This is a genomic window from Microcystis sp. M31BS1, assembly GCF_020245285.1.
Taxonomy (GTDB): Bacteria; Cyanobacteriota; Cyanobacteriia; order Cyanobacteriales; family Microcystaceae; genus Microcystis; species Microcystis panniformis.
Genome location: NZ_JADBVE010000025.1, coordinates 1 through 26,498, shown reverse-complemented (window position 1 = coordinate 26,498; position 26,498 = coordinate 1). Strand labels below are relative to the sequence as shown.

The following is a 26,498-nucleotide window of genomic DNA, read 5'->3' as shown; positions in this document are numbered from 1 at the left end:
GGCTACCCAACGGTGTCAAGCACCTCGGTTGAACTGGATGTCCACGCCCTTTTTCAGAATATAGGCACCCAAGCTACAAAGCGGTATTTTTTACCTAGGTTGGGACGGGTTGCCTACTTCTCAAGATACAAGGTTGGGTTAGCGGTAGCGTAACATGAGCGGGCGTTGGGTTTAATGCTTCAACCCAACCTAGGTTCTTCTCGTCACTTTCGGGAATGGGTGGGAAATGGGCAATGGTCGCGGGTTGGGGATGGTCGGGTAGAGAGCGATCGGGGATTGATGACGACCAGGTTAAAAGTAGCTTGACTTTGTTACTCTACCTTCCATAGGCGTGACTTGATTTTTTGTGGACGATGTGTCACAATAAACCATATATATTCAAGTCAGAGCAATGTCAGAACTTCAATTATCATTATTCCCTCAAAATAATCAAGATATTGAAAAGACGAAAAAAGTCAAATTAGGACGTTATGAAAAAATTCAACGGGAACTACTGACCATCAAGCGTGATTTACATCAAGTTTTTGTGGATGTTAATTGTCCGATCGCTCCTCATCTAACTTATAACTTCATTGATTTATTTTGTGGTGCTGGTGGCATAACTCAAGGTTTAGTTCAGGCAAATTTTCATCCAGCAGCAAGTGTTGAAATCAATCCTGTCGCTTCATTAACACATCGGTACAACTTCCCACAATGCCATCATTTCTGTGGTGATATTCATGACTTTCAAGCAGAGAAATGGCTTATTTTGGCAGGCTCACCCGATATACATTTAGTGGTTGGAGGTCCGCCGTGTCAGGGTTTTTCGGTCGCTGGTAAACGAGATCCCAATGATCCTCGAAATCAATTATTTAAAGAGTTTATAAGAGTGGTTTCTGAAATTCAGCCTTGGTATGTCGTCATGGAAAATGTGCCAGGGATTCTCACGATGCAAAAAGGCAAGGTGAAAGAAACTATCTTAGAAGAGTTTGAATCGATCGGTTATTCTAATATTTCGATCGCTATTCTTGAATCTGCCGCTTATGGAATTCCTCAAATTAGACCGAGAGCAATTTTTATAGCTAATAGATTCGATCTACCTAATCCTTATCCTCAACCTCAATTACTACCTCATCAATATATTCCGATAGAGTCGGCTATTTCCGATTTACCTGCTTACACGCCTATTCCCGAAATTAATCATGAATGGACACGCCATTCCTCGAAGTATATGGAACGGATCGCACGAGTACCCCCCGGTGGTTCTCTCTATGAAACCTACGTTGATGCTTTTAAGCGCCAGTATCCAGGCAAACCGAGTATGACCATCAAAGAAAATCATGGAGGTACACATATTCATCCCCATCTTAATCGAGTTATTTCCGCCCGTGAAATGGCCAGACTTCAATCTTTCCCCGATTCGTTTATTTTTGAGGGAACCATGAAAAAAGCTATGTGGCAAATTGGTAATGCGGTTCCCCCACGTTTAGCCGAATGTATCGGATACGCTTTAATTCCTTATCTCAACAAAGTTGCTTTACAGCTAGAGCAAGAATCGCAGATTAATCAGAATTTAAATCCGATAGCTTGCGGTTGAGAGCAATTCTCCATTTCTGCAAATCATACCATCCACAGCCACTACACCCTACTTCCGCCACTTTTCCACTTTTTGGAATGGTATCCGGCCATTTTTCATCACCCTCATAATAGTATTGGATACCGAAGGGATAGCCCCGATCCCCTGTTTGGTAGCATTTACGGCAGACTTCACGCTTCTGTAAATTGCGCTGATTCGTCAAAAGTTGAAATTGTTCTCGAATCTCCGTATCGGCCAAATGCTCTAATGAATCTCGTCTCGTATCGTTTCCCCAACGAATTTCTGGAAATTTATGGTCGGGTAACAGATTATCTTTCCCTACAGTCTTACCCTCGTAAGCATCATAACCACCGAGCAGATCAATGATTTTCTTTCGTAGGGATGACGACCATACTTCGTATCCAGATATTCCACCACGAGGTAGAGGAACAAGTATAATATGCGTTTTCTTGGAACCACAAGTCGGGCATTTTTTTGATGTATGAGTTGCGATCGTATATCCCATTTCTTTTAAATCTTGAATCCTTCTAGCCCAATTCGGATTCGGGGGTAATTGACAAGCAACACAAGTCCATTTAAAAGTGATGAGTACATCAAAGAATGATTTTGTTACTTCCGCTTCTTTCTGTAACCAGAAGACCTCTTGTTCTTGTCTCCACTTCGGATAATTACTCGGATGACAGTATAGAAAAGCTTGCTGAAGATATTCTTCGATTGCCGAAGATTCGGCCAGATCTACGCCAGTACGTCTATACTCAACTGGAATCGCGCCTTCCCAAATCGTACCGTCATCATATCGAAAAGTAACATCTATGTAACTTTCGGAAGCTTTTGAGTGTCTACGTTGTCCGTGTTGTACGATCTTTTCCATTGGTTTGATTAACTTTGTTTTCCAAGCCTTCTAATAGATTGGAGACATTGAGGTTCATTCCGTTCGCCAGACTAACAAGAGCGGTTACAGAAGGATTGCGAATCCCGCGCTCGATGCCAGAAATATATGTTCTATCTAGATTCGAGCGTGTCGCTAGTTCTTCTTGGGAAATACCTAGATTTTCTCTGTGTTGTCTTACTAACGAACCCAACGCTTTTAAAATTTTTGCCTTGTTTTCGTCCATAGCTCTATCCTGACCGAACATAGACGATGAGTCCACGGACGATCTGTCACATTCCGAGCGAAGCACTAGAAATCGAGCGGCTTTTGAGTATCGCTTGCCCGTTTATATCTGATAATCCATGACGAAAACCACCTTACCACCCCGTGCGTTGGCACTTAAGGCAGCGGTCATCTTCTTGGGATAGGGGAGATTGAGATTATTCATTAACTGAATAAAATCCTCACGATCGCGGCCGGCAAAACGGGGATTCCAGCGCTTTTCCTCACCGATCGAGGAGACCGTTCTGCCCAGATAATCGTGGCAGGGATAAACAAGCGTATCGTCGGGGAGAGTGAATAACTTCTCCGTCACCGTCTTGTATAGTACTTCCGGCGAACCGTTCTGAAAATCGGTACGACCACAACCGCGAATTAAGAGTGCATCCCCCGTTAATAGGCGTTTTTCATCGATGAGATAGGCTATATGACTATCGGTGTGGCCTGGAGTGGCGATCGCTTTTAGCTGCTGACCTGCCACGATCCAGATATCGCCATCGCGCACATAACCATCGATATCTCTCACTTCCGCATTTTCGGGAACGAGGATCGAACAGTTGGTTAACTCCCGTAAGCGGTGCGCTCCGGTGATATGGTCGGCGTGGACATGGGTTTCCATCGTGTAGCCTAGAGTTAACCCCAACTGCCAAAGAATCTGCCGATCGCGATCGACCTGTTCCAGGACCGGATCGATTAAAATTGCCTCCCCCGTACCCGAATCAGCGATCAGATAGGTGTAGGTACTCGATTCCCTATCGAAAAGCTGGCGGAAAATCGGCGCTGCCGGCCCGAATGCGATCGAGTAGGCCGTGGGGAGAGAAATTCTCTCTTTCAGCGATCGCAACAACTCCCGGGCCAGTTCGGCCGCCTGTAAACGCAGTTCGGGGATGGCGGTGGTTTCCCAGAGATCGCCTTTGCGGGGATTTCCCAAAGTGTAGAGCGTTGGCGATGCCGTACCGTCTGGCCCGAGAATTGCCCCATTGTCGGCGGTTTCGATGCCACAACCTAGGGAATGGGGACGGATTAACCCCCGTTGGCGAAGATGAACGACAAGGGGATCGGTGATCGTCCTGTAATCGTTACTTGCGCCGGTACAGTTAATAATTCGATCGACCGGTAGGTTTAACAGGTTTCCCGTTCCCCGTTGACGGATAGTAACCTCTACACAGCCGTTTTTATCCTCAGCACTTTCAATTCTTCCCGCATGATAGGTTAATTGTCCCGATTCTACAGCCTCATCGAGGATACTGGCGATCTCGTCGGCGAGGCGATGGCGAAGAACCTCCCAATAGGCTTTCAGGTGGCGTAGAAATCTGGCGCGTTCCGCTATCGGCAGACAATGCCATAGACCTTGAGATATAGGACGTAAGGCGTTTAAAACGGCCCGCCAGTCGTGACCTTGACTCTCTGCGGTTTTTACCTCCGCGCGAATCCGCCCTAGGAGTCCCCGGGTGGTCTGGGGCGCGGTTTCGAGGGTGAGGAACGGGGGATAGGGATCGGTGGGTCGGTGCGATCGAGGGATCAGTCCATGACGGGAAACTGCGTGGATTTTGCCCGTGAATCCCCTTTGTGCCAGGGAAACCACCATATCCACCATCGTTAACCCCGTACCGACCAGCAGCATCGTCCCGTCGGGTTTTAGCTCGGCGAGTGCCTCCGTCTGCCAAGCGTCGCGGAGATAGGGGGAATTGAGAGACGCGAGGGGTTGGGGAACCGTTGCGGGAAAATTGCCCAGCGCCAGAACTACCTTAGCGGCGCTGATTTTCTTGCCTCCTTTGAGGGTAATCGTCGCCTTTTCCCCGTCGAGGACCAGATCGATCGCCGCATCGGTAAATGTTTCCAGACGGTGATCGGCAATGGCGTTGTCCCGCGCTTCTTCTAGGATCGATCGGATGTATTTGCCGTACACTAGACGCGGTACAAAACTGGCCGGATCGATCGATCGATAGCCGTTATCTGCTAACCAGTGGAGGAAATGTTCGGGATCGTCCTCGAAGGCGCTCATTTTGCCTGCGGGAATATTGAGCAGGTGGCCGCTATCTCGCGTTCCGTAGGCGATCCCCGTACCGAGGGGTTTTCGGCGCTCGATCAGAGCGATCGATAATGGAGTCCCTGTGTCGCGCAACAGGTTCGCTGTCACGAGGGAGCCACTAAATCCTCCCCCGATAATGGCGATGTCGAAAGTTGCAGAAAATTGATTCCGGTCAATGTAGCTCATAGATAAGGGGTATGGTAAGGGTTAAAGAGTTAGTATTACTTGGTCTAAGTAAGTAGTTATAATTAAATTGAAGATAGATTTTGCCTCTGATCCCCCCTGCCCCCCTTGATAAGGGGGGTGCCGATAGGCGGGGGGATCCCCCCTGCCCCCCTTGATAAGGGGGGTGTCTGACAACTTTTAACACCTACCTACTTAGCTGAAAGATAATTTTTGGGCATTATTGTTTAATACATTAAAAATAAACGATAGGATTTGCTGTCAATTAAGATATAAATTCCTAGAATAATATAGATAAAAGGACTAATTTTATGTCCGTAGTTTGTAACCACTTTAGCTATCCTGGGATGGGTAATCAAAAAATAGGCTAGGACGCACCAAATTCCCATCATGAGATAAAAAATTATCATGATAATTAAGACGTGCATCGGGGAATTATTGGCAAAAAGAGAGGTATAAATACCAATATTATCACCGCCATTAGCCACGGTCACGGCAGCGATGTAATAGGTTTGGGAGGGAAAACGAGGAACAAAGGAGCGATTTTTAGAATAATTAACATCTTCTCTTACTTCTTGAATGTAATCCTCATTTTCCCTTGACAAAAGTTGTTTAATGCCGATAATTAGAGGGATAAATCCTAATAGACCAATCCATTCTTTAGAAACCAGTAACCCAAATAGTAAACCGAGGGAACTAGCTAGGAGAATCAGGGTAAAACCGAGGTATTGACCAACAATCAGGTGTCGAGGTCGAAAATTAGCATTAAGTCGCGAGAAAAACAACATTAGCACCATCAGATCATCAAGATTTGTGGCCACAAAACTCGTCACGCTAGTAATTAAAAGGGTTACTAACCAATTCATAGATTGAAAAAAGAGATAATCCTTCCCATTCTAAATCTCGTAGTGCCAGATTTCCTCCTCTCGTAAAAGAAGACGATGGACGGGAAGACGTTCCACGGCCCCCTGTTGTTCAAGATGATTAAGTGCGCGGGTAATTGTGACTCTGGTGGTTCCTAATAAATCAGCGATATCCTGATGAGTTAGACGCACATCAATTAATTGTCCAGTACCAGTTTGTTTACCAAATTGATTGCCTAACCATGACAGTAATTTCACAACCATAATATCAGTACGTTTGTAGCTACGAATAATACTTAGTTCTTGTGCTTGCTGAAGATGAGACAGCAGAATTTCTGCCATTTGATAACTCTCAACTGTGGAAAAGGAAACTGCTTGCACTGGAGTGATGCACTCAACTTGATAGGGATTGACTCTCTCTAGGGTTTTGCCAACAAAATTGCCAGGTCCCCACAATCCCAAGACGATTAGGGTTCCATCTTCTAACCAGGTGGAGGTTTTCACGACTCCACTCTCGATTTTCCAGAAATTAGGGTTTCTCAGGGGCAAAATCGCCCGATTATCAAAGTGCCAGCGATGGGGGGTTGGTGGTTGATAGGTAAGCGTCATGATTGGTAATTAATTTTGATGAGGTACTTAGCTAGTCAAAAGCACAAGGTGGTCGATAAAGGGGCTTTTTAGACGAGTTAAGGCTTTTGGGGAGAATTTTGGGGTAAAAACGATAATTACCCCAAAAAAGACTGATTTTATGCCCTTGCAAGCCCTATTTATTTCGGGGTGCTAGTCTTCTCCAGTTCCGTGGTGGCCGAGGAGATCAGTTCTTGCCAAGCTCGATCGCTTTCCTGTAGAGTCTGTTTAACCGCGTCGATGGTCTTTTCCACGCGAGTTTTCAGAAAAGGAGAAGCATTGTCTTTGAGTCGTTCGGTGTCGTCGGCTAAGATATCGATCGTCTCGGAGGTATTAACGAGGCTCTTTTCTAGGGTAATAAGGTTGTTTTGCAGGGTTTCACTGAGTTTAGCCCCGGATTTGGTCAATTTTTTCGTAAATTTACTCACTTTTTCCCCCAGATCGTCAATATTGTCCGCTAAGTCCTCCAGGTTGTCCTGTTGAGCTTCGATAATATTCTTGTCGAGAGAAGGAGCGGCCAGTTGAGCATTTAGGTCATCGATAGCCGATTTTGTCGCTTGGATGGCTTTTTCATAGGCAATTTGGGCATCTTCCAGAATTTTTGGGCTAGAAACCTCATTTTTTTTCTTGACTGGTTCCACCACAGTGCCACCCGTTGCTGTTGTACGGTCAATGACGGCCAACTGTTCGGGGAGTAGGGGCAAGGCGATCGCATTTCCCCTTCCCCCGAGGAGCAAAGTGACAGTTAAGAGGAAAATCAGCAGCCGGAAAACTTGATTTTTGAGGCTTTGAAAGCTCTTATTTCGGTTGATCATGATTTGATTTTCTCCTGTTTAGAAAAATTAGTTACTCTCTACTAAATATTATCACATAAAATATTTGTATGTTGTTTATATACAAATATTTTATAAAAAATTTATTATATTTTTTGCTTAATAAATTGTAGATAAAAATATAAACTTTTTGGGCTAAAAGCCATTATAGAAAAGCTTTTACTCTCTTAATAAAAAATTAATTTTTATCACTTTTTTTTATTAATGAGACGCTGAACTATCCGATGAGTCTATTTCTTGATTAATCGGAGATATTTTCTTACGACCTTTAATATATTTGGCTAAAGGTTGTTTTTTCTTCAGTCGTTTAATGCCACTGAGGGTGGAGAGAGTGAAAAAAGTTCCCACCAGAACCATCTGCCATAAACCGCAGCCAGAAGCCGCGCCTAATCCTGCCGCTAACCAAATAGTCGCCGCTGAAGTCAAACCTTTCACTTGTACCTTATTTAGTTCCCGATGGGATTGTTGTAGGATGATTCCCGCCCCTAAAAAACCGACACCAGAAGCGACCCCTTGAATAGTACGACTGAGAGCATTAGAAGACGCATAACCCACATCTCCCTCCGCTTGTAGGGGAATCATCACGAACATGGCAGCTCCGAGACTAACGATGATAAAAGTTCTCAATCCAGCCGGACGACCGCCTCGCTGTCGGTTATAACCAATCAGACAGCCGACGGCCATAGCCATACTGAGCCGAAAAATAATCGTTTGCCAATCTTCCGAGTCAAAAAACATTGCTTAACCCATCAAATGAGATAAAAACTTCGCCTAACCAATCAAAGCCTTTTCCAGATCCCGCTTTAAATCGTTTCTATTCTCGATCCCGATCGATAATCGTAGTAAAGCCGGTGTTATAGGTGGAAGTGAGATCAATGGGAACCGTTACCGCCCCATGAATCGCCCTCGTTGCAAATTCCATCAATTTATTGTCCTATTAGTCGATATCTTCGAGGTCTTTAAACAGGGCCGTGCTGAGGTAACGTTCCCCAAAACTAGGCTGAATCATGACGATTAATTTATCTTCGTTTTCGGGTCTTTTGCCCACCTGAATTGCCGCCCATAAAGCCGCCCCGGCCGAGATGCCCGATAGTAGTCCCTCCTGACGAGCTAACCGTCGCGCGTAGGCGAAAGCCTCTGTATCATCGACGACAATCACCTCATCGATTAATTCCGGTCGGAAAATGGCCGGAATAAAACCGGCCCCGATGCCTTGGATTTTGTGCGGCCCCGGTTGTCCCCCCGATAAGACGGGACTATTAGAGGGTTCAACTGCGATCGCTTGAAATTGGGGACGACGGGGTTTAATGGTTTCGGCAATACCGGTAATGGTTCCCCCGGTTCCCACGCCACCGATAACGATATCTACCAGGCCGTCGGTATCGGTCCAGATTTCTTCGGCGGTGGTTTCCCGGTGAATTTTCGGGTTGGCCGGGTTGCGGAACTGTTGCAAACTATAGGCGTTGGGGGTATTTTCGACTATTTCCTCAGACTGGGCGATCGCTCCTTTCATGCCTTGGCTACCCGGGGTTAATTCTAATTGCGCTCCGTAAGCTTTTAACATCGCTCGTCGTTCTAAACTCATGGTTTCGGGCATAGTCAGGACTAAGCGATAGCCTTTGGCAGCGGCTACCATGGCCAGGGCGATGCCGGTATTGCCGGAAGTTGGTTCCACCAGAATTGTTTTATCGGGGTGAATTAGTCCGGCGGCTTCCGCGTCCTCCACCATACTGACCCCGATGCGATCCTTAACCGAGGCGGCGGGGTTCATACTTTCTAGTTTGACGACGATGCGGGCTTTTACTCCCTCGGCTACTGGGATTCGATTCAGTTGGACTAGGGGTGTCCGTCCTACCAATTGGGTGATGTCTCTTGCGATCGGCATAATCCCACTTGCTTTATACTTGTTGGCTATTTCTGATTATATATGTATTTTAAATGTTTTACAATACTTTTGGGGTTGAAGTACAGTGACTCGGCGGGGATTATCCCGGTCGATTTTTATTGCCTTGCTAGTTTTTTGGCTCTTCTGGTTTCTGTGTGGAAACGAGGTCTATACCGATAGAATATCCGCAAAATAGTCCTAAAAGTTTTGCCCAATAAGCACTTCAGGGTTCCATAAGCAAAAATTATCACACAAAGTCGAGAAGAGCCGTTTTTTTGTATATCGAAGCACAATCGGTCAAATTGTCTTGGGAAATTTCCCTCAATTTAGTTAATTATTATTAGTATATGAAAGCACATTTGTTTAAATAACTTAAACGAATTATTAGAGAGATGAAAAGAGTGATACTTTTTCTTGGTATAGGGTTACACATTTAGGAAAGTTTTCTGAGATTTATTCTAAAAAATTATTTTTTTGCCACTTTTTTGAGAAACAATTTTTAATAAATAAAGGTGGAAATATGTTCTATAAAATAATTTATGGCAAAAACGAAGTCTATCTAGGAGCGGATAAAAACGCTAAATTCAATTAACAAGAATTGTTCCTCGATATACAAAAAAATCTGGCCAAGGGAGAGTAAAACTTTTTTCTGGGACGATAGTATAGTTCCAAGAGAAAAACTCCCAGATACTTTATCGAAAAAATAAAGAAAAGCCAGAAAAATCAACCTCGATATTTTGCTGAAACCAATCATCATTATAGGAGATGAAAACTATGGTGTTAGATGCCTTTGCCAAAGTCGTTTCCCAGGCCGATACCCGGGGGGAATACCTGAGCGAGAATCAAGTCAATGCCCTAATTGCCTTCGTCAAAGATGGTAATAAACGCGTCGATGTGGTCAATCGTCTTTCCAGTAATTCTTCTGCGATCGTTACCGATGCCGCGCGTAGTTTGTTTTCAGAACAGCCCGTTTTAGTTGCCCCCGGTGGCAACGCCTATACAAACCGTCGTGCCGCCGCCTGCTTGCGGGATTTGGAAATTATCCTGCGCTACGTTACCTATGCCACCTTCACCGGCGATGCCAGCATCCTCGATGATCGCGCCTTGAACGGTCTCCGGGAAACCTACGTCGCCCTAGGGGTTCCGGGTGCTTCTGTTGCAGCTGGAATTCTCAAGCTCAAAGACGCTTCCCTTGCCCTAGCAGCCGATCCCAACGGGATCACTCGTGGGGATTGCAGTTCTTTACTGGCAGAAGTCGCTTCTTACTTCGATCGAGCGGCGGCGGCAGTTTCCTGATGCTGTGACTTTCTTCTCTCAATCCGATTAAACTTTTGTAGGAGCAATTCCATCGATGACCAAAACACCTTTAACCGAAGCGGTGGCTACTGCCGATTCCCAAGGCCGTTTTCTCAGCAGTGCTGAATTACAAGTAGCCTTCGGTCGTTTCCGTCAGGCCGCCATCACCCTAGAAGCGGTAAAAATCCTCGCCCAAAAAGCCCCCAGTTTAGCCCAAGAGGCAGCCAACGCTGTCTATCAAAAATTTCCCTACACCACCCAACTCCAGGGGCCGAACTATGCCTACGATGAGCGAGGGAAATCCAAGTGCGTTCGCGATATCGGCTACTATATCCGAATTATTACCTATGCCCTCGTGGTAGGAGGTACAGGCCCGATCGATGAATATCTGGTCGCCGGTTTGAGTGAAATTAATAGTGCTTTTGAACTATCTCCTAGCTGGTATATCGAAGCCTTAAAATACATCAAAACCAATCACGGATTAAGTGGGGATGCTGCTGTAGAAGCTAATTCCTACATCGATTATGTGATCAACGCCCTTAGCTAATTCCCGTCAACTTTACGTCAACATAAGCTCAAATCTCCTAAATTCACCTCGGGATGAGCGCCGAGGTTTTTTTGCGTCCGTCTAACTTAGCCCTACTCGGGAACCCACCCTAAGCAAAAAAAAGGCGTTGTCAGATCAGAAGAGGAAAGATGCAATGCTCCGGTGCTGATTCGGAGCATCTTTCCATTTGACAACGCCGATTGTAGGGCTAATTCATGAATTAGCCCTACGCCGATTGTAGGGCTAATTCCACTGCTAAATCGAGCGACCCCTTCGACTTGGCTCAGGGCAAGTCTTGTTCCCCACTTAAGCCCAACTATCGGCACTATTCGTTCATTAAACACTAATTGTCAAGATGCCATGTAATCTTTCCTATCAAAGTAATTTCAGTTCCGGTGCTGATTCGGAGCATCTTTCAATTTGACAACGCAAAAAAAACCATCTTGGGTAAGATGGTTGCACACAACGAGTATAAACCGACAAACTTGACTTCAGACCGCTTTTTCTGGCCCAGTAGCGACGGGCAGATCTGTGGTACTGTACTCTGTCCAAGAACCCTCGTAAATTCGCACCTTGGGATAACCGAGCAGATGTTTGAGGACAACATACTGTAAAGTAGCTTCCCGTCCCGTACTGCAACTGACAATAATATTATCCGAGGGCTTGATGTTGCGTTGGGCAAGAATCTTCCTGATTTCGTCTAAAGATTGCAATTTATGGGGATTTTTCAGGGATTCATCGGGATTATTCGCTTCCGTAAAGGTCGGCCAGGGTATATTTTTCGCCCCCGGAATATGACCATTTCTCAGCCAGATATCCTGTTTTCCCTGAAAAAGTTCTTCGGGCCTGGGATCGATAACAACCACATCCGGTTTGCCGATCAATTTTTCTACTTCTGCCAAAGTCACCCGAATCGAGGGATTATCACGGACAGTAAAGCTCCCTGGTTGATATTTAGGGAATTCTTTCGTTACCTTCTGTTCAGAACCCTTATAACCCTTAAAACCACCATCTAAGACGGCCACATCTCGGAAACACGATCGCTCTAGTAAATAGGCGACCATGGTTGCCCCCAAGACATCGCGACCATCGGAATATACTACCACTCGATCGCCATTAGTGATTCCCGCGGCGGCAAAGAGACTGCCAATTTTATCCTCTTGCCAATATTGAACCGGCAAAAATCCGTTTGGACCACGAAAATTATTGTCGGCTATATTCACCGCTTTCGGTAAATGACCGGTGATATATTCCAAAGGATTAATCCGCACATCGAGAATTTTTAACTTCGGATCGTTGAGATTTTGTGCTACCCACGCCGGCGATACAAAGTCTATCTTAGTCTCAGATTTGGACGTGGCCATCAGGGGCGATGACGGTGCTAAGGTAAAGGTTAAAATGCACAGAAGAACTAAAGTGAGAAAAGCAAGGGGACGGCTTTGAAACCGTCCCAGGGATAGACCCTTCCCTCGTGGCAGTTTTGATTTCATGATTCAGTGTCAGCGACGAATATCAAACGATAATTACTATAGGGCTTTGATTAGCTTTCTCCAAAAATTTAGGTATAACGTGATATTTTTTTTGGGGAGCAAGTCGATCAACTAATTATTAGTTTCCTCTTGGGTATTGATCGCCTTGGGTGTCTCTAATAACTGTCGCCACCAGATATGAACTAGGAGGGACCAAGCGATCGCTAAAAGCCAAGCAGCAAGGATATCACTAGGAAAGTGAACCCCTAAATAAAGACGAGTCCAAGCAATAACCAAAACCAAGGGAATCCCCAGTAAAACTACCCCGAAAAACCAGCGCGTTCTCCAAGATAAGATCAGTAAAGAAACCACTAACAGGGAACTAAATAAAGCATGACCGCTAGGGAAGGCAAAATCATCGGGCAAGGGATAAAATAACGTCCAAAATTGCGGGCGATTTCGATGAAAAACAATCTTGAGATTATAACTAATTGCCCAACCTCCAGCCATAGTCACAAGCAGATAAGCGAACCCATACCAGTATTTTTTTAGGGCAAAAATCAGCAGTGAAATTGTTAGTATCGGAGCCACTCCCCAATAAGTACCTAATCCCGTTAATTTTATGGCCAAAAAGTTTAGGTTTAAATTAGCGGTTTGATGAATAGATAGCAGCAGCGATTTTTCCCAAGCAAATCCTTGGGGATGCTGGTCAATAGCGATCGCTAAATCCGTAAAACTTAGCGATGTTAACAAGATGGCTAAGAAAAATAAGCTATTGTTTAAGTGGGTTTTGGGAATCACGGGGAAAAAGTAGCGATCGAGGATAACAGGGGCATTTCTAATATCTGAAAATGAATTAAGACCATAATGACTAATGTATAGGCAGTCGAGGAAAGTAATCCATTTCTTAATTCTTTTGGCCAATTGCGTTCTTTTTTCTCTCCACCGATTAATTCTTTCGTCCCAAACTGCATCAGTAGGATTCCCACAAGATTAGATAACCAATAACCAACCACGGCTGCGGGGAGAAAAAAATCGGCGTGTAAGCAAGCAATTAAACGACCGAAACCGTAGGCGATCGGCAGATTAAAAATTAGATCGTTCCACCAACACAGGGGCGATAATAAGTAACCAATCAATACCAAGCTTCCGTTTTTTATTTTGTCAAGTAGATACATCTTTTTTTTAGTTACTAACTATTAGTTTTGTTTTTTTTGCCATCAGCAATCAACTATCTCTGCTATCTAGGGTTTGCGGCAAAAAGTACGGGCGAAGCATTCGGTTAGAAAATCTACGGTTTCACCGATAGGTTATTGCCCGAATGCTTCGCCCCTACAGGACGCGGGCCGGTGAAGACGCAAGGTTTTGAACGACGATTCTCTCAAAATCTTGCACCTGTTTCGCAAGAAAAGCCACAAAACCCTTCCCTTGCCCACATTTCAGATTTATTCAGCAAGCGCTATCTAGCTGACGGCTGATGGCTCACTACTAATTAACGCTGAATTTGGTCAAAAATCGCCCCATCAGCGAAGAATTTTTTCTGGATCGCATCCCAGCTACCAACCGCCGTATAGGGGAACAGATTCGACACTTTTGGATATTGTTTACTAAACTCTTTAGCCACATTAGCATTAACGGGACGGAAACCCACCTTGGCGAATTCCCGCTGCGCTTCGGGAGTAAAGAGAAATTGGGCAAAAGCTGTCGCTACTTCCCGGGTTTTGCGTTTATCAACTATTTTATCCACTACGGCCACGGGCGGATCGATCGAAACATTGACTGGAGGAATAGTATAGGAAAAACCGGTTTCTCCTTTTTGACGGGCCAGAATCACCTCGTTTTCGTAGTTAAGCAGCACGTCCCCCTGATCCTGTTTAAAGAAGACATCGCTGGCTTCCCGGGCATCTTTGGGTAGTACAGGCACGTTTTTATAGACATTACGGACGAAATTGGTCGCTTGTGCTTCACTGCCGCCGGTCCGAGTTACCGATCCCCACAGGGCCAGAAAATTCCACCGGGCCACCCCAGAGGTTTTCGGGTTGGCAGTAATGACTTTAATCCCCGATTTGGCTAGATCTGGCCAGTTGCGGATTCCTTTGGGATTGCCCTGACGAGTAACTAAAGCTACCACGGAACGAGTGGCGATGGCGTTATTGGGTAATTCTTTCTGCCAACCGGGGTTAACTAAACCCGCTTTTTGCAGGCGTTCCACATCGGAACCGATAGCCAAATTTACCACATCTGCATCTAATCCGTCGATAACAGCGCGGGTTTGGGAACCAGAGCCACCATAACTCTGTTTAATCACCACATCCTGTTTTTTCTCTCTTTTCCATTTGTTGACGAATAGAGGGATGATTTTTGAGTAGGCTGATTGAGTCACCGCGTAGGAAACCAGGGTTATTTCCACGGTTTGTTGTTTAGCTTGCTGTTTATCCGCAGCTGCCAGCAGATTACTCGATGCTGATAGGGGACTAAAAGTTAGTCCGATTCCCGTTGTCACGACGGCAGCCGTAGCTAGAGAAATAAAAGGTAAGAGGGTTTTCCGTTTTGGGGATCTAGGATCAGGGATCACGATGTCATCGGCTCCTTTGTTTATTTATGGGAGATTGCTAGGTATTTTCTCTCGAATTGTATTCTATACGAAATAAAAAACATTTTCAATACATCGAAGAAAAAATTATACTGTTTGGGTTAGATGCAAAGAAATCAAGCCATTAATGGCTTGATTAGCTGAAAAAAGTGTAAATATTCGATTTACATAGCTTAAATGTGCCTTTAAATTCGCCTGAAGCCTCTTTATGCTTCCAGAATAGAGATTTTATTGTCTTTATGGAGAAGAAAGAATTTTTTAGTGCTCACAAACCTTTCCCTATGTGGGTTCACCGGTGAAGTTAGCGGACTTTAGCAACTATTACCCTAAAATTGAAGCGGTCTAACGACTTCAATCAATAATACCATTTTTCTTTATTTGCGTCACAACGAATGCAGGCCTGGCAAGCATTCGAGCGTGGATGTCTGTCATGGATTTAGAAATTTGGTATAAGCAGGGTGCGTCCCAAAAAATCCTGCATTAGGTAACGCACCCTACAGCGATTGCGATCTATTCAGAAACTTGCCGCATAACGGCTAAGTTATGCCGTGCTTCTCACCGATAAGACTGCGATCGCCCTAATTTTCAAGCGTAGCCGACAATATCATGGAATGAATAACCGACCAACCCCCTTGTAATTATCAAGATCTACAGCAATTTCGATCAGTCGTTCAGCGCAGCGCTCTCTATACTCAGCTTCACTCAAACGATCGAGATTTCCAATCGTCAACACTGGAAACGATTTCTCTGTGTTCTCTTCTCGCATAACCTGCTCAAGGGAATCATCACCCTTCATATTTCGGTTAGCAGTAAGAATCATCATCTCCTGTTCTTGAGCATAGCACCAGACTACGCGATCGCTACTTTCCATCGACAGTCCAACCTCTCTAAAGGTGACAAATTGGACAGACTGAAACTCAAGCCAACCACGTTTTGCCAATATACCAAGAAAAATCAGCGCATAACCGTCGAGGTTGTAGTCAACTAAGAAAGTCATTGTTTTTGTGCAGCACGTCTGGCTCTCTGCTCCTCAAGCTTTGCCCAAAACGCTTCTTGTCCTGGTTTATGTGGCATTGCTGCAATTCGAGCAAAGCGTTCACGGTTACGATCTTCCCAGTACTGGCGAATTTCTTCCCTATTCTGAAGAACCTCTTGATATTCAACCTCGACCTGAGCTTGGTTTACCTGAATGTAGGACAAAGCTGCGTCAATTTGCGCGTTCGTGAGGTTAAATGTGTCACGAATCAGTTTAGGAGGATAATCAGCTTTTAGGAGATCGATCACATCATAGAGGGTGATGCGCGTGCCAGCGATCGTCAGTCCTCGCTCTGTACGGATAATTTTCGCTTGTTGGTTTGCCGTCCAGGTCATTCCCTTAGCTCCTTAGAATCCACTTAATGGTCAATGGTTTCACCAGACAAATATTGGTCAATTTTTTCTGACCAATCAGGTTCACCGTTCATTATAGCCCGCCTCTTACGCGACAAAATCAGTGTACTGCTAGGCCGTGCCTTCGTCATCCCACTTAGACTGACAGCTTCAATCAATGTGCATGGTGCGTTCCCAAAAATCTATTGGTGGAACAGTAGGACTTGCATTAGGGAACGCACCCTACGGCTACGGCGATTGTGATCGCACTATGACAAAGGTTTAATTGTCACTAATCCCCCAGCAAAACCCTGAATATTCAACTCATAGCCATCAAGTAAACCCATACCAACTAATGGATCTGTCTCTGACTCATTGATTTCAATAGATTTGATCTGACCATCCCAGATCACAGTTGCCTCAAATACGTTAAACATACAGAGGCTTCCATCGCCCAAGATTCCCTCTTCTTGCATATACCACGTTAATCCTAGTCTTGTAATGATAGCAGAAGGCAACGTGAGAAATCCAGTGTAACCAGTGTCAATAACTGCTTTAATCGCTTGTCTCTGGTGATTTTCGCCTAGCACTACGAATTGAATAATTGCTTCTCGGTGCGAATTGACGCTCCCCATCATCATGGCGATACACTGGGGGAACGAAAGCCAAAACGATGGACGGCACGATGTCCAATCCGAATACCAAATATTTGTGCATCAGGAAAACGTATTAACAGTTGTTTAGCAGCTGTTAGGCTGTCGTCAGCCACTTCAAAAGCCCCTGTTTCGATGTCTATTGCTACAATCTTCCCATGATTCCCTTCCTCGATTTGGGAGCGTACCTGAGATTCATAGACTTCGTGTCCACGTCGGGCAAATTCTTCTTTGCTGTAGCGGGGTTGTCGAAGTGTCATTGAAGCGACCCTGTGGCAACTTTTGCCCCTCTATTTTAACCTAAACATTGGCAATCTTCGCTAACATTCCTCCACTGGGCCCACAAGAGCAGCACCGCACCTAACCTCACAGCTTCAATCAATGTGCATGGTGCGTTCTCAAAAATCCCGCATTAGGGAACGCACCCTACAGCTGAAACAGTCCAGTCAGCGTAACGCACGAATTTTGAACATTAGATAAGGTGCGTTACATTTCATTAACGCACCCTACAAGAGCGGCGTGCTGCTACGCAGTGCCTTCGGCATCACACTGGTTCTAGAACATAAAATGTTAATATTTGAATGAAACAACCAAATAGTTATCGAGCAATGATTATGGTTAAACCACAAGCTGAATCCAGCCGTAAAGTACTTCTCTATCCTGGTGAGGATAGTTACTTTGTTGTCGAAGTTCCTAGTTTGCCAGGATGTATTAGCCAGGGAAAAACTCGTGAGGAGGCTCTAGCCAATATTGAAGAGGCAATCGCTCTGTATATCGAAGTTTTACAGGATCGGGGTGAACCTGTTCCCAATGATACGGTTGAGGTCATTCTGGTATGAGTAAATTACGTGTTATCTCAGGCGCAGAATGTGTAAAAGCACTTGAGCAAATAGGCTTTGCCGTAGAGCGTCAGCGTGGAAGTCACATGATTTTAGTACGTGAAGCTCCCAAAACAACAGTCTCGGTACCAGATCATCAAGAACTAGATCGAGGTACTTTACGCGCAATTATTCGGCAAGTCGGCTTGAGCGTTGACGAATTTGTTGACCTTTTATAAAGCATTTTACTATGGGATTACACTCCCACAGATAATTCAGAATTTTCCGGTTCTAGAGCAACCCATAAAATTGTCGGCATAAACCTGCAAAATATCATCGGTACGTTACACTTCGTTAACGCACCCTACAAGATCAGCGATCTGCTATGCAGTGCCTTCGGCATCGCACTTAATCTTGGCGATCGATATGATGTAGCCTGTGTTAGCATTAGCATAACGCACGAATTTTGAACATTAGATAAGGTGCGTTACATTTCATTAACGCACCCTACCAGAGCGCACTGAAACAGTCCAGTAGAGTGTGTTAGCGTTAGCGTAACGCACGAATTTTGAACATTAGATAAGGTGCGTTACATTTCATTAACGCACCCTACCAGAGCGGCGATCGCACTACAATATCGGCGATCGCACTGTCTAACGAATTCGTTCACCGGGCGCGCCCCTGTAACCGTGAACTACAGACGCGACGTGGGGCGCTCTCCGGTGCAATAGATGTTAGGCCGGAATGGAAAAGAAAGAGCTTATCTAGACTCTTTTCGCTTCGACATAAAATCAATTAGCTCCTTGACAGCATTATCTGCCATTGCATCAGTTGCTACATCTGCCGCCCTGATCCTTCGTACCTCGACTCCTTCGTGTGTGAGAGGTACTAACCGTTTATCCGCTTCAGCAGGCGTTTCTTTATGGAAAGAATCACCATCAACCTCAACAACAAATGTTAACCCTTTGAAGATTACGACGAAATCAGGTTCTAGCCTCCTGTTATACCCGTTAACGATTCTCACAAAAACGGGAAGGGGAGCCACTGCAAGCTTGGCTCGTGTCATCGCCTCAAAAAGTACAATTTCTGCTTTTGATCGAAATAAAAGCCCGCGATGCTCTTTTGAGGCTATATTGTCGCTCCGCACTCTGCCCTGATTAGTCACGCCCTCGCCTTTGATAAATCGTAAAGCCTCCTCTCGCCAGCCCTCGTTGGCCAAACTGACTTTGGGGAAAATAATAACTTTTTTCAGATCATCTACAGGTGTTGAGATGAAGAAGCTTTTTCCTACGTCGCAAATCGCTTCCTCTGTTTGCACTCTTTCATCGTCAGTAAGCGCCTGAAAAATATGAATAGGCACAGAGATGAACAGTAACCAGAAATCAATGCCCCAATCTGTCTCTGCTTGTTCAAATCTACTATCACCTTCTACGATCATCGTGAGAGCGCGGGCGTCACCGCGAATTTTTAGAGAAGTCGCCAATGATGCGAGAAAATCTTCAATTGGAAATGGGCGTTCAGGCATAACAGTAGAGGACATTTCGTTTGAAAATATTCATCTCACATTCAATGAGACGCTTTGAGAACTAATGAGGCCTAACTATATATTATGCGGAAATTTTCCGTACATTACGCCAAATACACATTTTTTTAAGAATCTTTCCGTATATTACGCTCAAATGGAGCGATCGCGAGAAGTTTTCCGTATAATATTACGATAAGCGTGTTATGCCGATTAGCGTACTCTGTTATGAACCCTTCCCCACTGATTTGTTCAAAGTTTTCTCGTTGTGCGACTGTCAGATGAACTTTATCTCGCCTACATCTTCTCATGATTGATGTCCTCAGTTGAGCTTATCTATTGCCCTATTTTAGCTGTGTCAGTCCACTACAAGATCGGCTACCTGAAATTTCAGCTATCTGTAATGAAATTTGATCTATCTGTAACCCTACAGGCCAAAATAGTTTAAAAATCGGCCGAGAATTTCTAGGATAGAAGTAAAGACCATCCTTGCCTACTTTTTCTATGATCCTAGCCGCCGAAACTGGACTAAAAACCGCTACTCTAGACGTAAAAGGCATGAAATGCGCTGGCTGTGTGAGTGCCGTAGAAAGACAACTCAGCCAAAATCAAGGGGTAAAATCGGCCCAAGTTAACCTAATCACGGAAATTGCCGTGATTGAATACCAACCAGAAGCGATCGCACCAGAGCAGTTAGCCGCAAAATTAACCGCGATTGGATTCCCCACCCAACCGCGCAGCTCATCGACTCCCCTTTCTCAACAAAATCAACGGCTGCAAAACCAACAAAAAGAACGGCAACAACAATTATACCGATTAGCGATCGCTTGTTGTTTACTGGTTTTTTCCCTGATTGGTCACTTACACCACATCGGGGGACCGGAAATCCCCATCCTTCAAAGTATTGCTTTTCACTGGACTTTAGCCACCCTAGCCATTTTATTCCCCGGCCGCGATATTTTCATCGATGGTTGGCGGGGATTACGGCACGGGATGCCAAATATGAACACTCTCGTTAGTTTAGGCACAGGTAGCGCCTATATAGCCAGTTGTTTGGCTCTTATCTTGCCTAATCTCGGTCTAGAGTGCTTTTTCGATGAACCGGTCATGCTGTTAGGTTTTATTCTCCTCGGACGGACTCTAGAAGCGCATTCCCGTCATCGCGCGGCTGCAGACTTAGAAGCGCTTACCTCCCTACAACCGGCAGTGGCTCACCTGATTGGTAGTACAGATGACCGTGTGGGCGTGGCCATTCCCGTGGAACAGCTGCGCGTCGGGGAATGGGTGCGCGTCTTACCCGGGGAAAAAATTCCCGTGGATGGGGAGATTATTCAGGGAAGAACCACGGTAGATGAAGCTTTATTAACGGGGGAATCGCTGCCGGTGGTCAAGGAAATGGGAGATCTAGTCATTGCTGGCAGTTTCAATCTCTCTGGTGCGATCGCGGTGCAAACTCGTCAGGTGGGGACCGATACCACCCTAGCTAAGATTATCGCAGCCGTGGAATCAGCCCAAACTCGCAAGGCCCCAGTACAGAAGATAGCGGACCGGGTAGCGGGTTATTTTGCCTACGGAGTGATGATAATTGCCCTAATTGTGCTGCTCTTTTGGTATTTTTGGGGAACTAGGCTCTTTCCAGAGGTGTTAGGGTCAACCACAGGACACCACGAGATGATTCAATCCACTTCTCCTCTACTTTTGTCCCTAAAATTAGGGATTTCTGTGCTTGTGGTCGCTTGTCCCTGCGCTCTTGGTTTAGCCACACCGACGGCCCTACTGGTGGGAACCAGTTTAGCAGCCGAACGGGGTATTTTAATTAAAGGGGGCGATGTTTTGGAAACCGTCTCGCAACTGCAAACGGTGGTTTTTGACAAAACGGGAACCCTTAGCCAAGGTCATCCAGAAATTACCGATTGTTTGAGTTTTTCTGAGCTTAATTCCCTGGAAATTCAACAATTAGCGGCAGTAGTGGAGAGTGGTACTAATCATCCTCTTGCTCGGGCGATTTTAGACGCGGTTACTCCTCCTACTAACCTGACGGGGGAAGATTTTCAAACTGTGGCCGGATTGGGAGTTTCGGCAAGGGTGCAGGGGTCGAAAATTGTTCTAGGAAATCGGCAATGGTTGGCGCAGAACGGCATTAAAATCGATGAAACTATCTGGGGGATTCAAGAGCTTTTACAAGCGGGTAAAACGGTGATTTATCTGGGGATGGAAGAACAATTACTCGGCGCGATCGCTTTTCAGGATCGATTGCGTCCCGATGCTCAAACAACCGTTAATCAGTTGCAAAAACTCGGTTTAGAGGTGATTTTACTCAGTGGCGATCGCCAAGAAGTGGTGACAGCGATCGCTAATAGTTTGGGTATTAGCCAATTTTATGCCCAAGTTGCCCCCACCGAAAAATCCGCCTTAATTGCCGACCTACAGACAAAAGAGGGCAAAATCGTCGCTATGGTCGGGGATGGTATCAATGACGCTCCCGCACTAGGACAGGCTAACATCGGTATTGCTCTGGCCGGTGGCACGGAAGTGGCCATGGAAACGGCCGGGATCGTTTTAATTAGCGATCGCCTAGAGGATGTGGTACAATCTTTGCATTTAAGTCTGGCCACATGGCAAAAAATCCGACAAAATCTTTTTTGGGCTTTGGGTTATAATACCTTTGCTATTCCCATTGCCGGTGGCTTATTACTGCCCCATTGGGGTCTAGCTTTCAGTCCGGCCCTAGCAGCAGCTTTGATGGCTTTTAGTTCGGTTATGGTGGTGAGTAATTCCTTGCTTTTACGTCGTCAATTTCCTCCGCTCAAATCGACAAAGGAAGGCAAAAACTAAAGCAATTATCGATTTTTTCTCGATAAATCTATCAAGCACCAAAAAGAGCATTTTTTCATCGTCGAAGATGATCAAAACAGAACCAAAATTCTCTTAGAGGATAGGGAAGAACGTAGGTTGGGTTGAAGCATGAAACCCAACGCCCGATTATGTTACGCTACCGCTAACCCATCCTACAAATAATTGTGCCTCCCTACTTATATCTGAAGGAAAAGTTAGCCCCCCAGTTAAATCACGGTGATAAGATGGTATTTTGTCCCTGTCTTTGTCAGTTGACGGAGACAGGAACAAATCGGGTTAAGCGGTAATTCTGGTCAGGGATTGACCTTGATAATTGTTGGTAATAATCTGGTGAATAGATTCAAAAAATCGCCGACAACGATTATTAGTTCTCAGGGGCAATTCATGATTTTTTACCAATAAATCGATCTGAAGTTCCGAGCTAGTGGGAGGATGAATAAACAATTCCACTTTCACTAACTGGGGAAAGAAAGCATCGTTAGGAACTTCCGATAAAAGCAAGACATCGGTCCGGCGCTTGATGATTTCAAATTCACCCAAACTTAATATATCATCGTATAAAAACCCGGTCTGATGAGGAGAAATCCCGACAAAATAGGAACAGCAATAGCGAGCCATGGCAGGGAAAAGATGATAAATTGGTCAAGGTTAATCGGTCAAAATCAGGCCATTGAACTACTACAAAGAGCGCTTGAAGTCAATTCGATCGCTCCCGCTTACTTATTCGCCGGCGCTAAGGGGATTGGACGCAATCTAGCAGCAAAATGTTTCTGTCAAGACTTGTTAACTAGAGATCGATCTCCGGAAACAAGGGAATTAATCCTGAAACGCTTTTTAGGGGGCAATCATCCCGATTTACTCTGGATTGAACCCACTTATCAACACCAAGGCAAACTGCTCACCGCAAAAGAAGCACAGGAAAGCAATCTCAAGCGTAAAGCTCCCCCGCAAATCCGCATCGAACAAATTCGCGAGATTACTAACTTTTTAAGTCGTCCTCCCCTCGAATCGGCCCGCTCTGTGGTGGTAATCGAGGAAGCAGACACCATGACCGAATCGGCGGCAAATGCGCTCTTAAAAACGCTTGAGGAACCAGGAAAAGCCACTTTAATCCTAATTGCTCCCAGTCCCTCCTCTTTACTACCGACTCTCGTTTCTCGCTGTCAACACATCCCTTTTCAGCGTCTTTCGGAAGAAAATCTCGCTCAAGTCCTGCGCTCTAACGGACAGGCTCGCGTTCTCAATTATCCGGCAATTCTCGGTTTAGCTCAAGGTAGCCCCGGAGAAGCGATCGCCGCTTTAGAGTTTCTCGACAGTCTCCCCCAAGATTTACCGCGATCTTTGAGCAAGTTTCCCCTAAAACTCTCCCAAGCGCTGGAATTAGCCAAAATTATCGCTCAAACTCTTGACACGGAAACCCAATTATGGTATGTGAGTTATCTTCAGTATGAGGATTGGCAACGACGACGAGAGCGATCGATTTTAGAAATCTTGGAAAAAACCCGCCGGCAGCTGTTAGCCTACGTTCAACCCCGTTTAGTCTGGGAATGCACTTTCTTGGCATTAGCCAAGCTATCCACCGCCCAAAAGTCTTAAAATTGTTATATTTATCGATCGAGTGGGGAGAAAGACCATGAAAATCAAATCCTTAGTTTTGCTGATTCTGTTAACTTTGACTACGTTTTTAGGGGCTTGTCAGGGAGCAAAACAGACCGAAGAACCGAAAAACGTCCCTACCACCGTGGAATCGCCGCAACAAGACGAAGATGACGATGAAGACGGGGAAAACCAGCAAAAAGACGGTGATAATGACCAGAATAAAGACGATGACGATGACGATAACTAAATCCCTAGCATAAAAAAATCGGGTGAGCTTTAACCCACCCGATCGCCTATAGATTGAAATCAACCTATAACTGTGGTACAAACTGTTCTTTTTCGGGAACGTAGGCGTATTCAGCTACAATCTGCCGGAATTCTCCCCCATCGATCGTTTCTTTTTCGATCAGCAGGTCCACCACTCGATCGATCACTTCGCGATGATCGCGAATAATTTGCCGAGAAATTTCATGGCAGTGTTCCACGATCGATCGCACCTGATCATCAATGCGAGTAGCGACCTTCTCAGAATACTCGGAACGAGTCATCAAACCGCCACCGAGGAACACTTCACCCCCCTGACTTTCTAGGGACAAAGGACCCAAATCGCTCATCCCGAAACGAGTCACCATCTGGCGGGCCATATCAGAAACTTGCTGTAAATCGCCACCGGCACCGGTAGTCACCTCATCATAGCCGAAGATTTCTTCCTCTGCTGCCCGACCACCTAACGCACCGGAAATCCGGGCCATTAACTGCGCTTTCGTGGTTAAACCCTGTTCTTCGTTGGGAGTGAACCAAGTTAAACCCTGGGCCTGTCCCCGGGGAATCAGAGTCACTTTCTGGACGGGATCGTGATCTTTTAAGAGCGTACCCACGATCGCATGGCCCACTTCATGGTAAGCGATTAGGCGCTTGCTCTTGCTATCGACTAAAGGAGTACCTTCCATACCCGCAATAACACGATCCACTGCGTCATCTATCTCTAGGAGGGTAATGGCATCTTTACGACGACGGGCGGTTAAAATTGCCGCTTCGTTCAGTAAATTGGCTAAATCTGCGCCACTGAACCCCGGAGTGCGACGGGCGATCGCTTCGATAGAAACGTCGTTGGCCAGCTTTTTATTGCGGGCGTGAACGTCTAAAATCTCTAAACGACCTTTAAAATCGGGCGCATCGACGGTTACTTGGCGATCAAAACGGCCCGGACGCATGAGAGCGGAATCGAGAACATCGGGGCGGTTAGTGGCGGCAATGATGATAATTCCCGTATTCCCCTCGAAACCGTCCATTTCTGTCAATAATTGGTTTAGGGTTTGTTCCCGTTCATCGTTACCACCACCGATACCGGCACCCCGTTGACGACCTACTGCGTCAATTTCATCGATAAATATTAAACAGGGAGCATTTTCCTTGGCTTTTTTGAACAAGTCGCGCACGCGAGAAGCACCGACACCGACAAACATTTCCACAAATTCCGAACCGGAAATGCTGAAGAAAGGTACACCCGCTTCACCTGCGATCGCTTTAGCCAACAGGGTTTTACCCGTACCCGGAGGACCAACTAACAGGACTCCTTTGGGGATTTTGGCACCGACGGCGGTAAATTTCTCCGGTTGTTTAAGGAAAGTGACAACTTCCTGTAATTCTTCCTTCGCTTCGTCAATTCCTGCCACATCATCAAAAGTGATACCGGTTTTCGCTTCCATCTGGAAACGAGCTTTTGATTTGCCAAAACTCATCGCTTGACCGGGGCCGCCTGGCATATTATTAGAACGGCGGAACAGGAAAAAGAGAGCGGCAATCAGCAAAAAGGGGAAAAGTAGATTACCGAGGAATCCCCACCAAGCGCCGTCATTCCGCATCGGGTGTGCATCGAAACTAATTTTGGAATCGCGTAAACGGGCGATTAAATCGGGGGAATTGGCTGGTAAATCGACCCGTAGGCGTTGTACTCGGTTTTCTAGTTCTGGATCTAGGGCCTGTACGATCGCGGTTCTGCCACCTTCGTAGAGATCGACGCTAACAACCCTACCACTGTCTAGGTATTCTAGAAAGCGTCCGTAGGTCATGCGGGTACTGGCGGTGTTATTGCCGATATTACTGGTGGCGGTGGCAAAAGTGCCTTGCCAGAGGAAAAAACCGACCACAAGGGCGGGCAATGTCCACAGTAAAATCGTTTTCCAGGATAGTTTCATGTTTGTTTAGTGGTTCTAGGATAAAGATTTTTGCCTAACTCATTTAGCTGTTTTTGTCAAGGATTTTACGTTATTTTTTCGAGATTAATCCCCGCAGCCAATTAAATCTTAACTAAATGTAACGTAATTCTCATAATTCTGACAAGAATGGTGACGAGAGATTTTTTAGTTCATTTGTTCTAGCAAGAGTCTCATGGTTTCTGCGAGCAGCTGTACTGAATTTAAACTGCTTAAAGGTAAGTAGGGAGGCACAATTATTTGTAGGATGGGTTAGCGGTAGCGTAACATGAGCGGGCGTTGGGTTTCATGCTTCAACCCAACCTACCTTCTATCCAACAAGGTTTTTAGATTTATTCAGCAGACCCTAAGTAGGGAGGCACAATTATTTGTAGGATGGGTTAGCGGTAGCGTAACCCATGCGGGCGTTGGG

At 45.5% G+C, this 26,498-nt stretch carries 27 protein-coding genes and 1 pseudogene; 8 read left to right on the top strand and 20 right to left on the bottom strand.

All coding sequences use genetic code 11. The features are described 5' to 3' along the window. Positions 1–391 precede the first annotated feature (391 nt). Positions 392–1,576 (top strand): DNA cytosine methyltransferase, encoded by a 1,185-nt coding sequence (locus IM509_RS01305; RefSeq protein ID WP_052276021.1) that lies wholly within the window; start codon positions 392–394, stop codon positions 1,574–1,576. Here the strand turns inward: IM509_RS01305 and IM509_RS01300 are convergent. The 9 genes and pseudogenes from IM509_RS01300 to cysK form a co-directional block, all read right to left on the bottom strand. Continuing rightward, on the bottom strand, positions 1,542–2,447 hold the full coding sequence (locus IM509_RS01300) for a restriction endonuclease (RefSeq protein WP_106908934.1): 906 nt from the start codon (positions 2,445–2,447) through the stop codon (positions 1,542–1,544). The genes IM509_RS01305 and IM509_RS01300 overlap by 35 nt on opposite strands. Continuing rightward, positions 2,416–2,712 (bottom strand): helix-turn-helix domain-containing protein, encoded by a 297-nt coding sequence (locus tag IM509_RS01295; protein WP_228020860.1) that lies wholly within the window; start codon positions 2,710–2,712, stop codon positions 2,416–2,418. The genes IM509_RS01300 and IM509_RS01295 overlap by 32 nt, the downstream gene beginning before the upstream one ends. 81 nt (positions 2,713–2,793) lie before the next feature. Further along, on the bottom strand, positions 2,794–3,501 hold the full coding sequence (locus IM509_RS01290; protein WP_272079507.1) for an MBL fold metallo-hydrolase: 708 nt from the start codon (positions 3,499–3,501) through the stop codon (positions 2,794–2,796). A 963-nt stretch (positions 3,502–4,464) separates the two neighbouring features. Continuing rightward, positions 4,465–4,944: pseudogene (locus IM509_RS01285) on the bottom strand (FAD/NAD(P)-binding protein); the annotation flags it as partial. Between the two features lie 224 nt (positions 4,945–5,168). Further along, complete coding sequence (locus IM509_RS01280; protein WP_052276024.1) at positions 5,169–5,807, bottom strand: cadmium resistance transporter; 639 nt, start codon at positions 5,805–5,807, stop codon at positions 5,169–5,171. Positions 5,808–5,837: 30 nt separating this feature from the next. After that, complete coding sequence (locus IM509_RS01275) at positions 5,838–6,413, bottom strand: Crp/Fnr family transcriptional regulator (RefSeq protein ID WP_072925100.1); 576 nt, start codon at positions 6,411–6,413, stop codon at positions 5,838–5,840. A 158-nt stretch (positions 6,414–6,571) separates the two neighbouring features. After that, positions 6,572–7,246 carry a hypothetical protein gene (locus tag IM509_RS01270; RefSeq protein ID WP_002787136.1) on the bottom strand — a complete coding sequence of 225 codons (675 nt, stop codon included), beginning with the start codon at positions 7,244–7,246 and terminating at the stop codon, positions 6,572–6,574. Positions 7,247–7,465: 219 nt separating this feature from the next. Continuing rightward, complete coding sequence (locus tag IM509_RS01265) at positions 7,466–8,002, bottom strand: MgtC/SapB family protein (RefSeq protein ID WP_002733201.1); 537 nt, start codon at positions 8,000–8,002, stop codon at positions 7,466–7,468. Positions 8,003–8,201: 199 nt separating this feature from the next. Continuing rightward, the gene (gene cysK, locus IM509_RS01255) at positions 8,202–9,149 is read right to left on the bottom strand and encodes a cysteine synthase A (RefSeq protein ID WP_185237285.1); all 948 of its coding nucleotides are present in this window, start codon (positions 9,147–9,149) and stop codon (positions 8,202–8,204) included. Positions 9,150–9,926: 777 nt separating this feature from the next. Here cysK and cpcB point away from each other — a divergent pair. Continuing rightward, a complete protein-coding gene (gene cpcB, locus IM509_RS01250; RefSeq protein ID WP_002733930.1) occupies positions 9,927–10,445 on the top strand; it encodes a C-phycocyanin subunit beta in 519 nt (172 codons plus the stop codon). A 55-nt stretch (positions 10,446–10,500) separates the two neighbouring features. Continuing rightward, positions 10,501–10,992, top strand: coding sequence for a C-phycocyanin subunit alpha (gene cpcA, locus IM509_RS01245; protein ID WP_002732914.1), 492 nt, complete (start codon positions 10,501–10,503; stop codon positions 10,990–10,992). 491 nt (positions 10,993–11,483) lie between these two features. Here the strand turns inward: cpcA and IM509_RS01240 are convergent, their stop codons facing one another. The 8 genes from IM509_RS01240 to IM509_RS01205 form a co-directional block, all read right to left on the bottom strand. Beyond that, the gene (locus tag IM509_RS01240) at positions 11,484–12,482 is read right to left on the bottom strand and encodes a sulfurtransferase (protein WP_185237284.1); all 999 of its coding nucleotides are present in this window, start codon (positions 12,480–12,482) and stop codon (positions 11,484–11,486) included. A 111-nt stretch (positions 12,483–12,593) separates the two neighbouring features. After that, a complete protein-coding gene (locus IM509_RS01235) occupies positions 12,594–13,262 on the bottom strand; it encodes a phosphatase PAP2 family protein (RefSeq protein WP_072925092.1) in 669 nt (222 codons plus the stop codon). Next, on the bottom strand, positions 13,259–13,639 hold the full coding sequence (locus tag IM509_RS01230) for a DUF7980 family protein (RefSeq protein ID WP_052276030.1): 381 nt from the start codon (positions 13,637–13,639) through the stop codon (positions 13,259–13,261). Before IM509_RS01230 ends, IM509_RS01235 begins: the two co-directional genes overlap by 4 nt. A 314-nt stretch (positions 13,640–13,953) precedes the next feature. After that, positions 13,954–15,036, bottom strand: a complete 1,083-nt coding sequence (locus tag IM509_RS01225; protein ID WP_185237283.1) for a sulfate ABC transporter substrate-binding protein — start codon at positions 15,034–15,036, stop codon at positions 13,954–13,956. Between the two features lie 622 nt (positions 15,037–15,658). Beyond that, positions 15,659–16,051, bottom strand: a complete 393-nt coding sequence (locus IM509_RS01220) for a DUF5615 family PIN-like protein (protein WP_036399750.1) — start codon at positions 16,049–16,051, stop codon at positions 15,659–15,661. Then, the gene (locus IM509_RS01215) at positions 16,048–16,425 is read right to left on the bottom strand and encodes a DUF433 domain-containing protein (RefSeq protein WP_002741562.1); all 378 of its coding nucleotides are present in this window, start codon (positions 16,423–16,425) and stop codon (positions 16,048–16,050) included. Before IM509_RS01215 ends, IM509_RS01220 begins: the two co-directional genes overlap by 4 nt. A 266-nt stretch (positions 16,426–16,691) precedes the next feature. Further along, entirely contained in the window at positions 16,692–17,063 is a 372-nt protein-coding gene (locus tag IM509_RS01210; RefSeq protein ID WP_036399747.1) for an aspartyl protease, read from the bottom strand. Further along, on the bottom strand, positions 17,060–17,335 hold the full coding sequence (locus IM509_RS01205; RefSeq protein WP_185237282.1) for a hypothetical protein: 276 nt from the start codon (positions 17,333–17,335) through the stop codon (positions 17,060–17,062). Before IM509_RS01205 ends, IM509_RS01210 begins: the two co-directional genes overlap by 4 nt. A 354-nt stretch (positions 17,336–17,689) precedes the next feature. On the opposite strand from IM509_RS01205, the gene IM509_RS01200 reads away from it, so the two are divergent. Together IM509_RS01200 and IM509_RS01195 are read left to right on the top strand one after the other, a co-directional pair. Then, positions 17,690–17,914 carry a type II toxin-antitoxin system HicB family antitoxin gene (locus IM509_RS01200; RefSeq protein ID WP_002779120.1) on the top strand — a complete coding sequence of 75 codons (225 nt, stop codon included), beginning with the start codon at positions 17,690–17,692 and terminating at the stop codon, positions 17,912–17,914. After that, a complete protein-coding gene (locus IM509_RS01195; protein WP_185237281.1) occupies positions 17,911–18,132 on the top strand; it encodes a type II toxin-antitoxin system HicA family toxin in 222 nt (73 codons plus the stop codon). The genes IM509_RS01200 and IM509_RS01195 overlap by 4 nt, the downstream gene beginning before the upstream one ends. A gap of 521 nt (positions 18,133–18,653) precedes the next feature. On the opposite strand, the gene IM509_RS01190 is transcribed toward IM509_RS01195, so the two are convergent. After that, positions 18,654–19,433 (bottom strand): hypothetical protein, encoded by a 780-nt coding sequence (locus IM509_RS01190; protein WP_221634888.1) that lies wholly within the window; start codon positions 19,431–19,433, stop codon positions 18,654–18,656. 486 nt (positions 19,434–19,919) lie between these two features. On the opposite strand from IM509_RS01190, the gene IM509_RS01185 reads away from it, so the two are divergent. Continuing rightward, entirely contained in the window at positions 19,920–22,250 is a 2,331-nt protein-coding gene (locus IM509_RS01185; RefSeq protein ID WP_185237738.1) for a heavy metal translocating P-type ATPase, read from the top strand. A gap of 297 nt (positions 22,251–22,547) precedes the next feature. Here the strand turns inward: IM509_RS01185 and IM509_RS01180 are convergent, their stop codons facing one another. Next, complete coding sequence (locus tag IM509_RS01180) at positions 22,548–22,889, bottom strand: hypothetical protein (RefSeq protein WP_002734498.1); 342 nt, start codon at positions 22,887–22,889, stop codon at positions 22,548–22,550. Between the two features lie 12 nt (positions 22,890–22,901). On the opposite strand from IM509_RS01180, the gene holB reads away from it, so the two are divergent. Both holB and IM509_RS01170 read left to right on the top strand, forming a co-directional pair. Continuing rightward, complete coding sequence (gene holB / locus IM509_RS01175; protein WP_103113279.1) at positions 22,902–23,867, top strand: DNA polymerase III subunit delta'; 966 nt, start codon at positions 22,902–22,904, stop codon at positions 23,865–23,867. Between the two features lie 37 nt (positions 23,868–23,904). Next, positions 23,905–24,117, top strand: coding sequence for a neurohypophysial hormones like protein (locus tag IM509_RS01170; protein WP_185237737.1), 213 nt, complete (start codon positions 23,905–23,907; stop codon positions 24,115–24,117). A 64-nt stretch (positions 24,118–24,181) separates the two neighbouring features. Here IM509_RS01170 and ftsH2 read toward each other — a convergent pair whose 3' ends face one another. Further along, positions 24,182–26,068, bottom strand: a complete 1,887-nt coding sequence (gene ftsH2, locus IM509_RS01165; protein WP_185237736.1) for an ATP-dependent zinc metalloprotease FtsH2 — start codon at positions 26,066–26,068, stop codon at positions 24,182–24,184. Between the last annotated feature and the right edge of the window lie 430 nt (positions 26,069–26,498).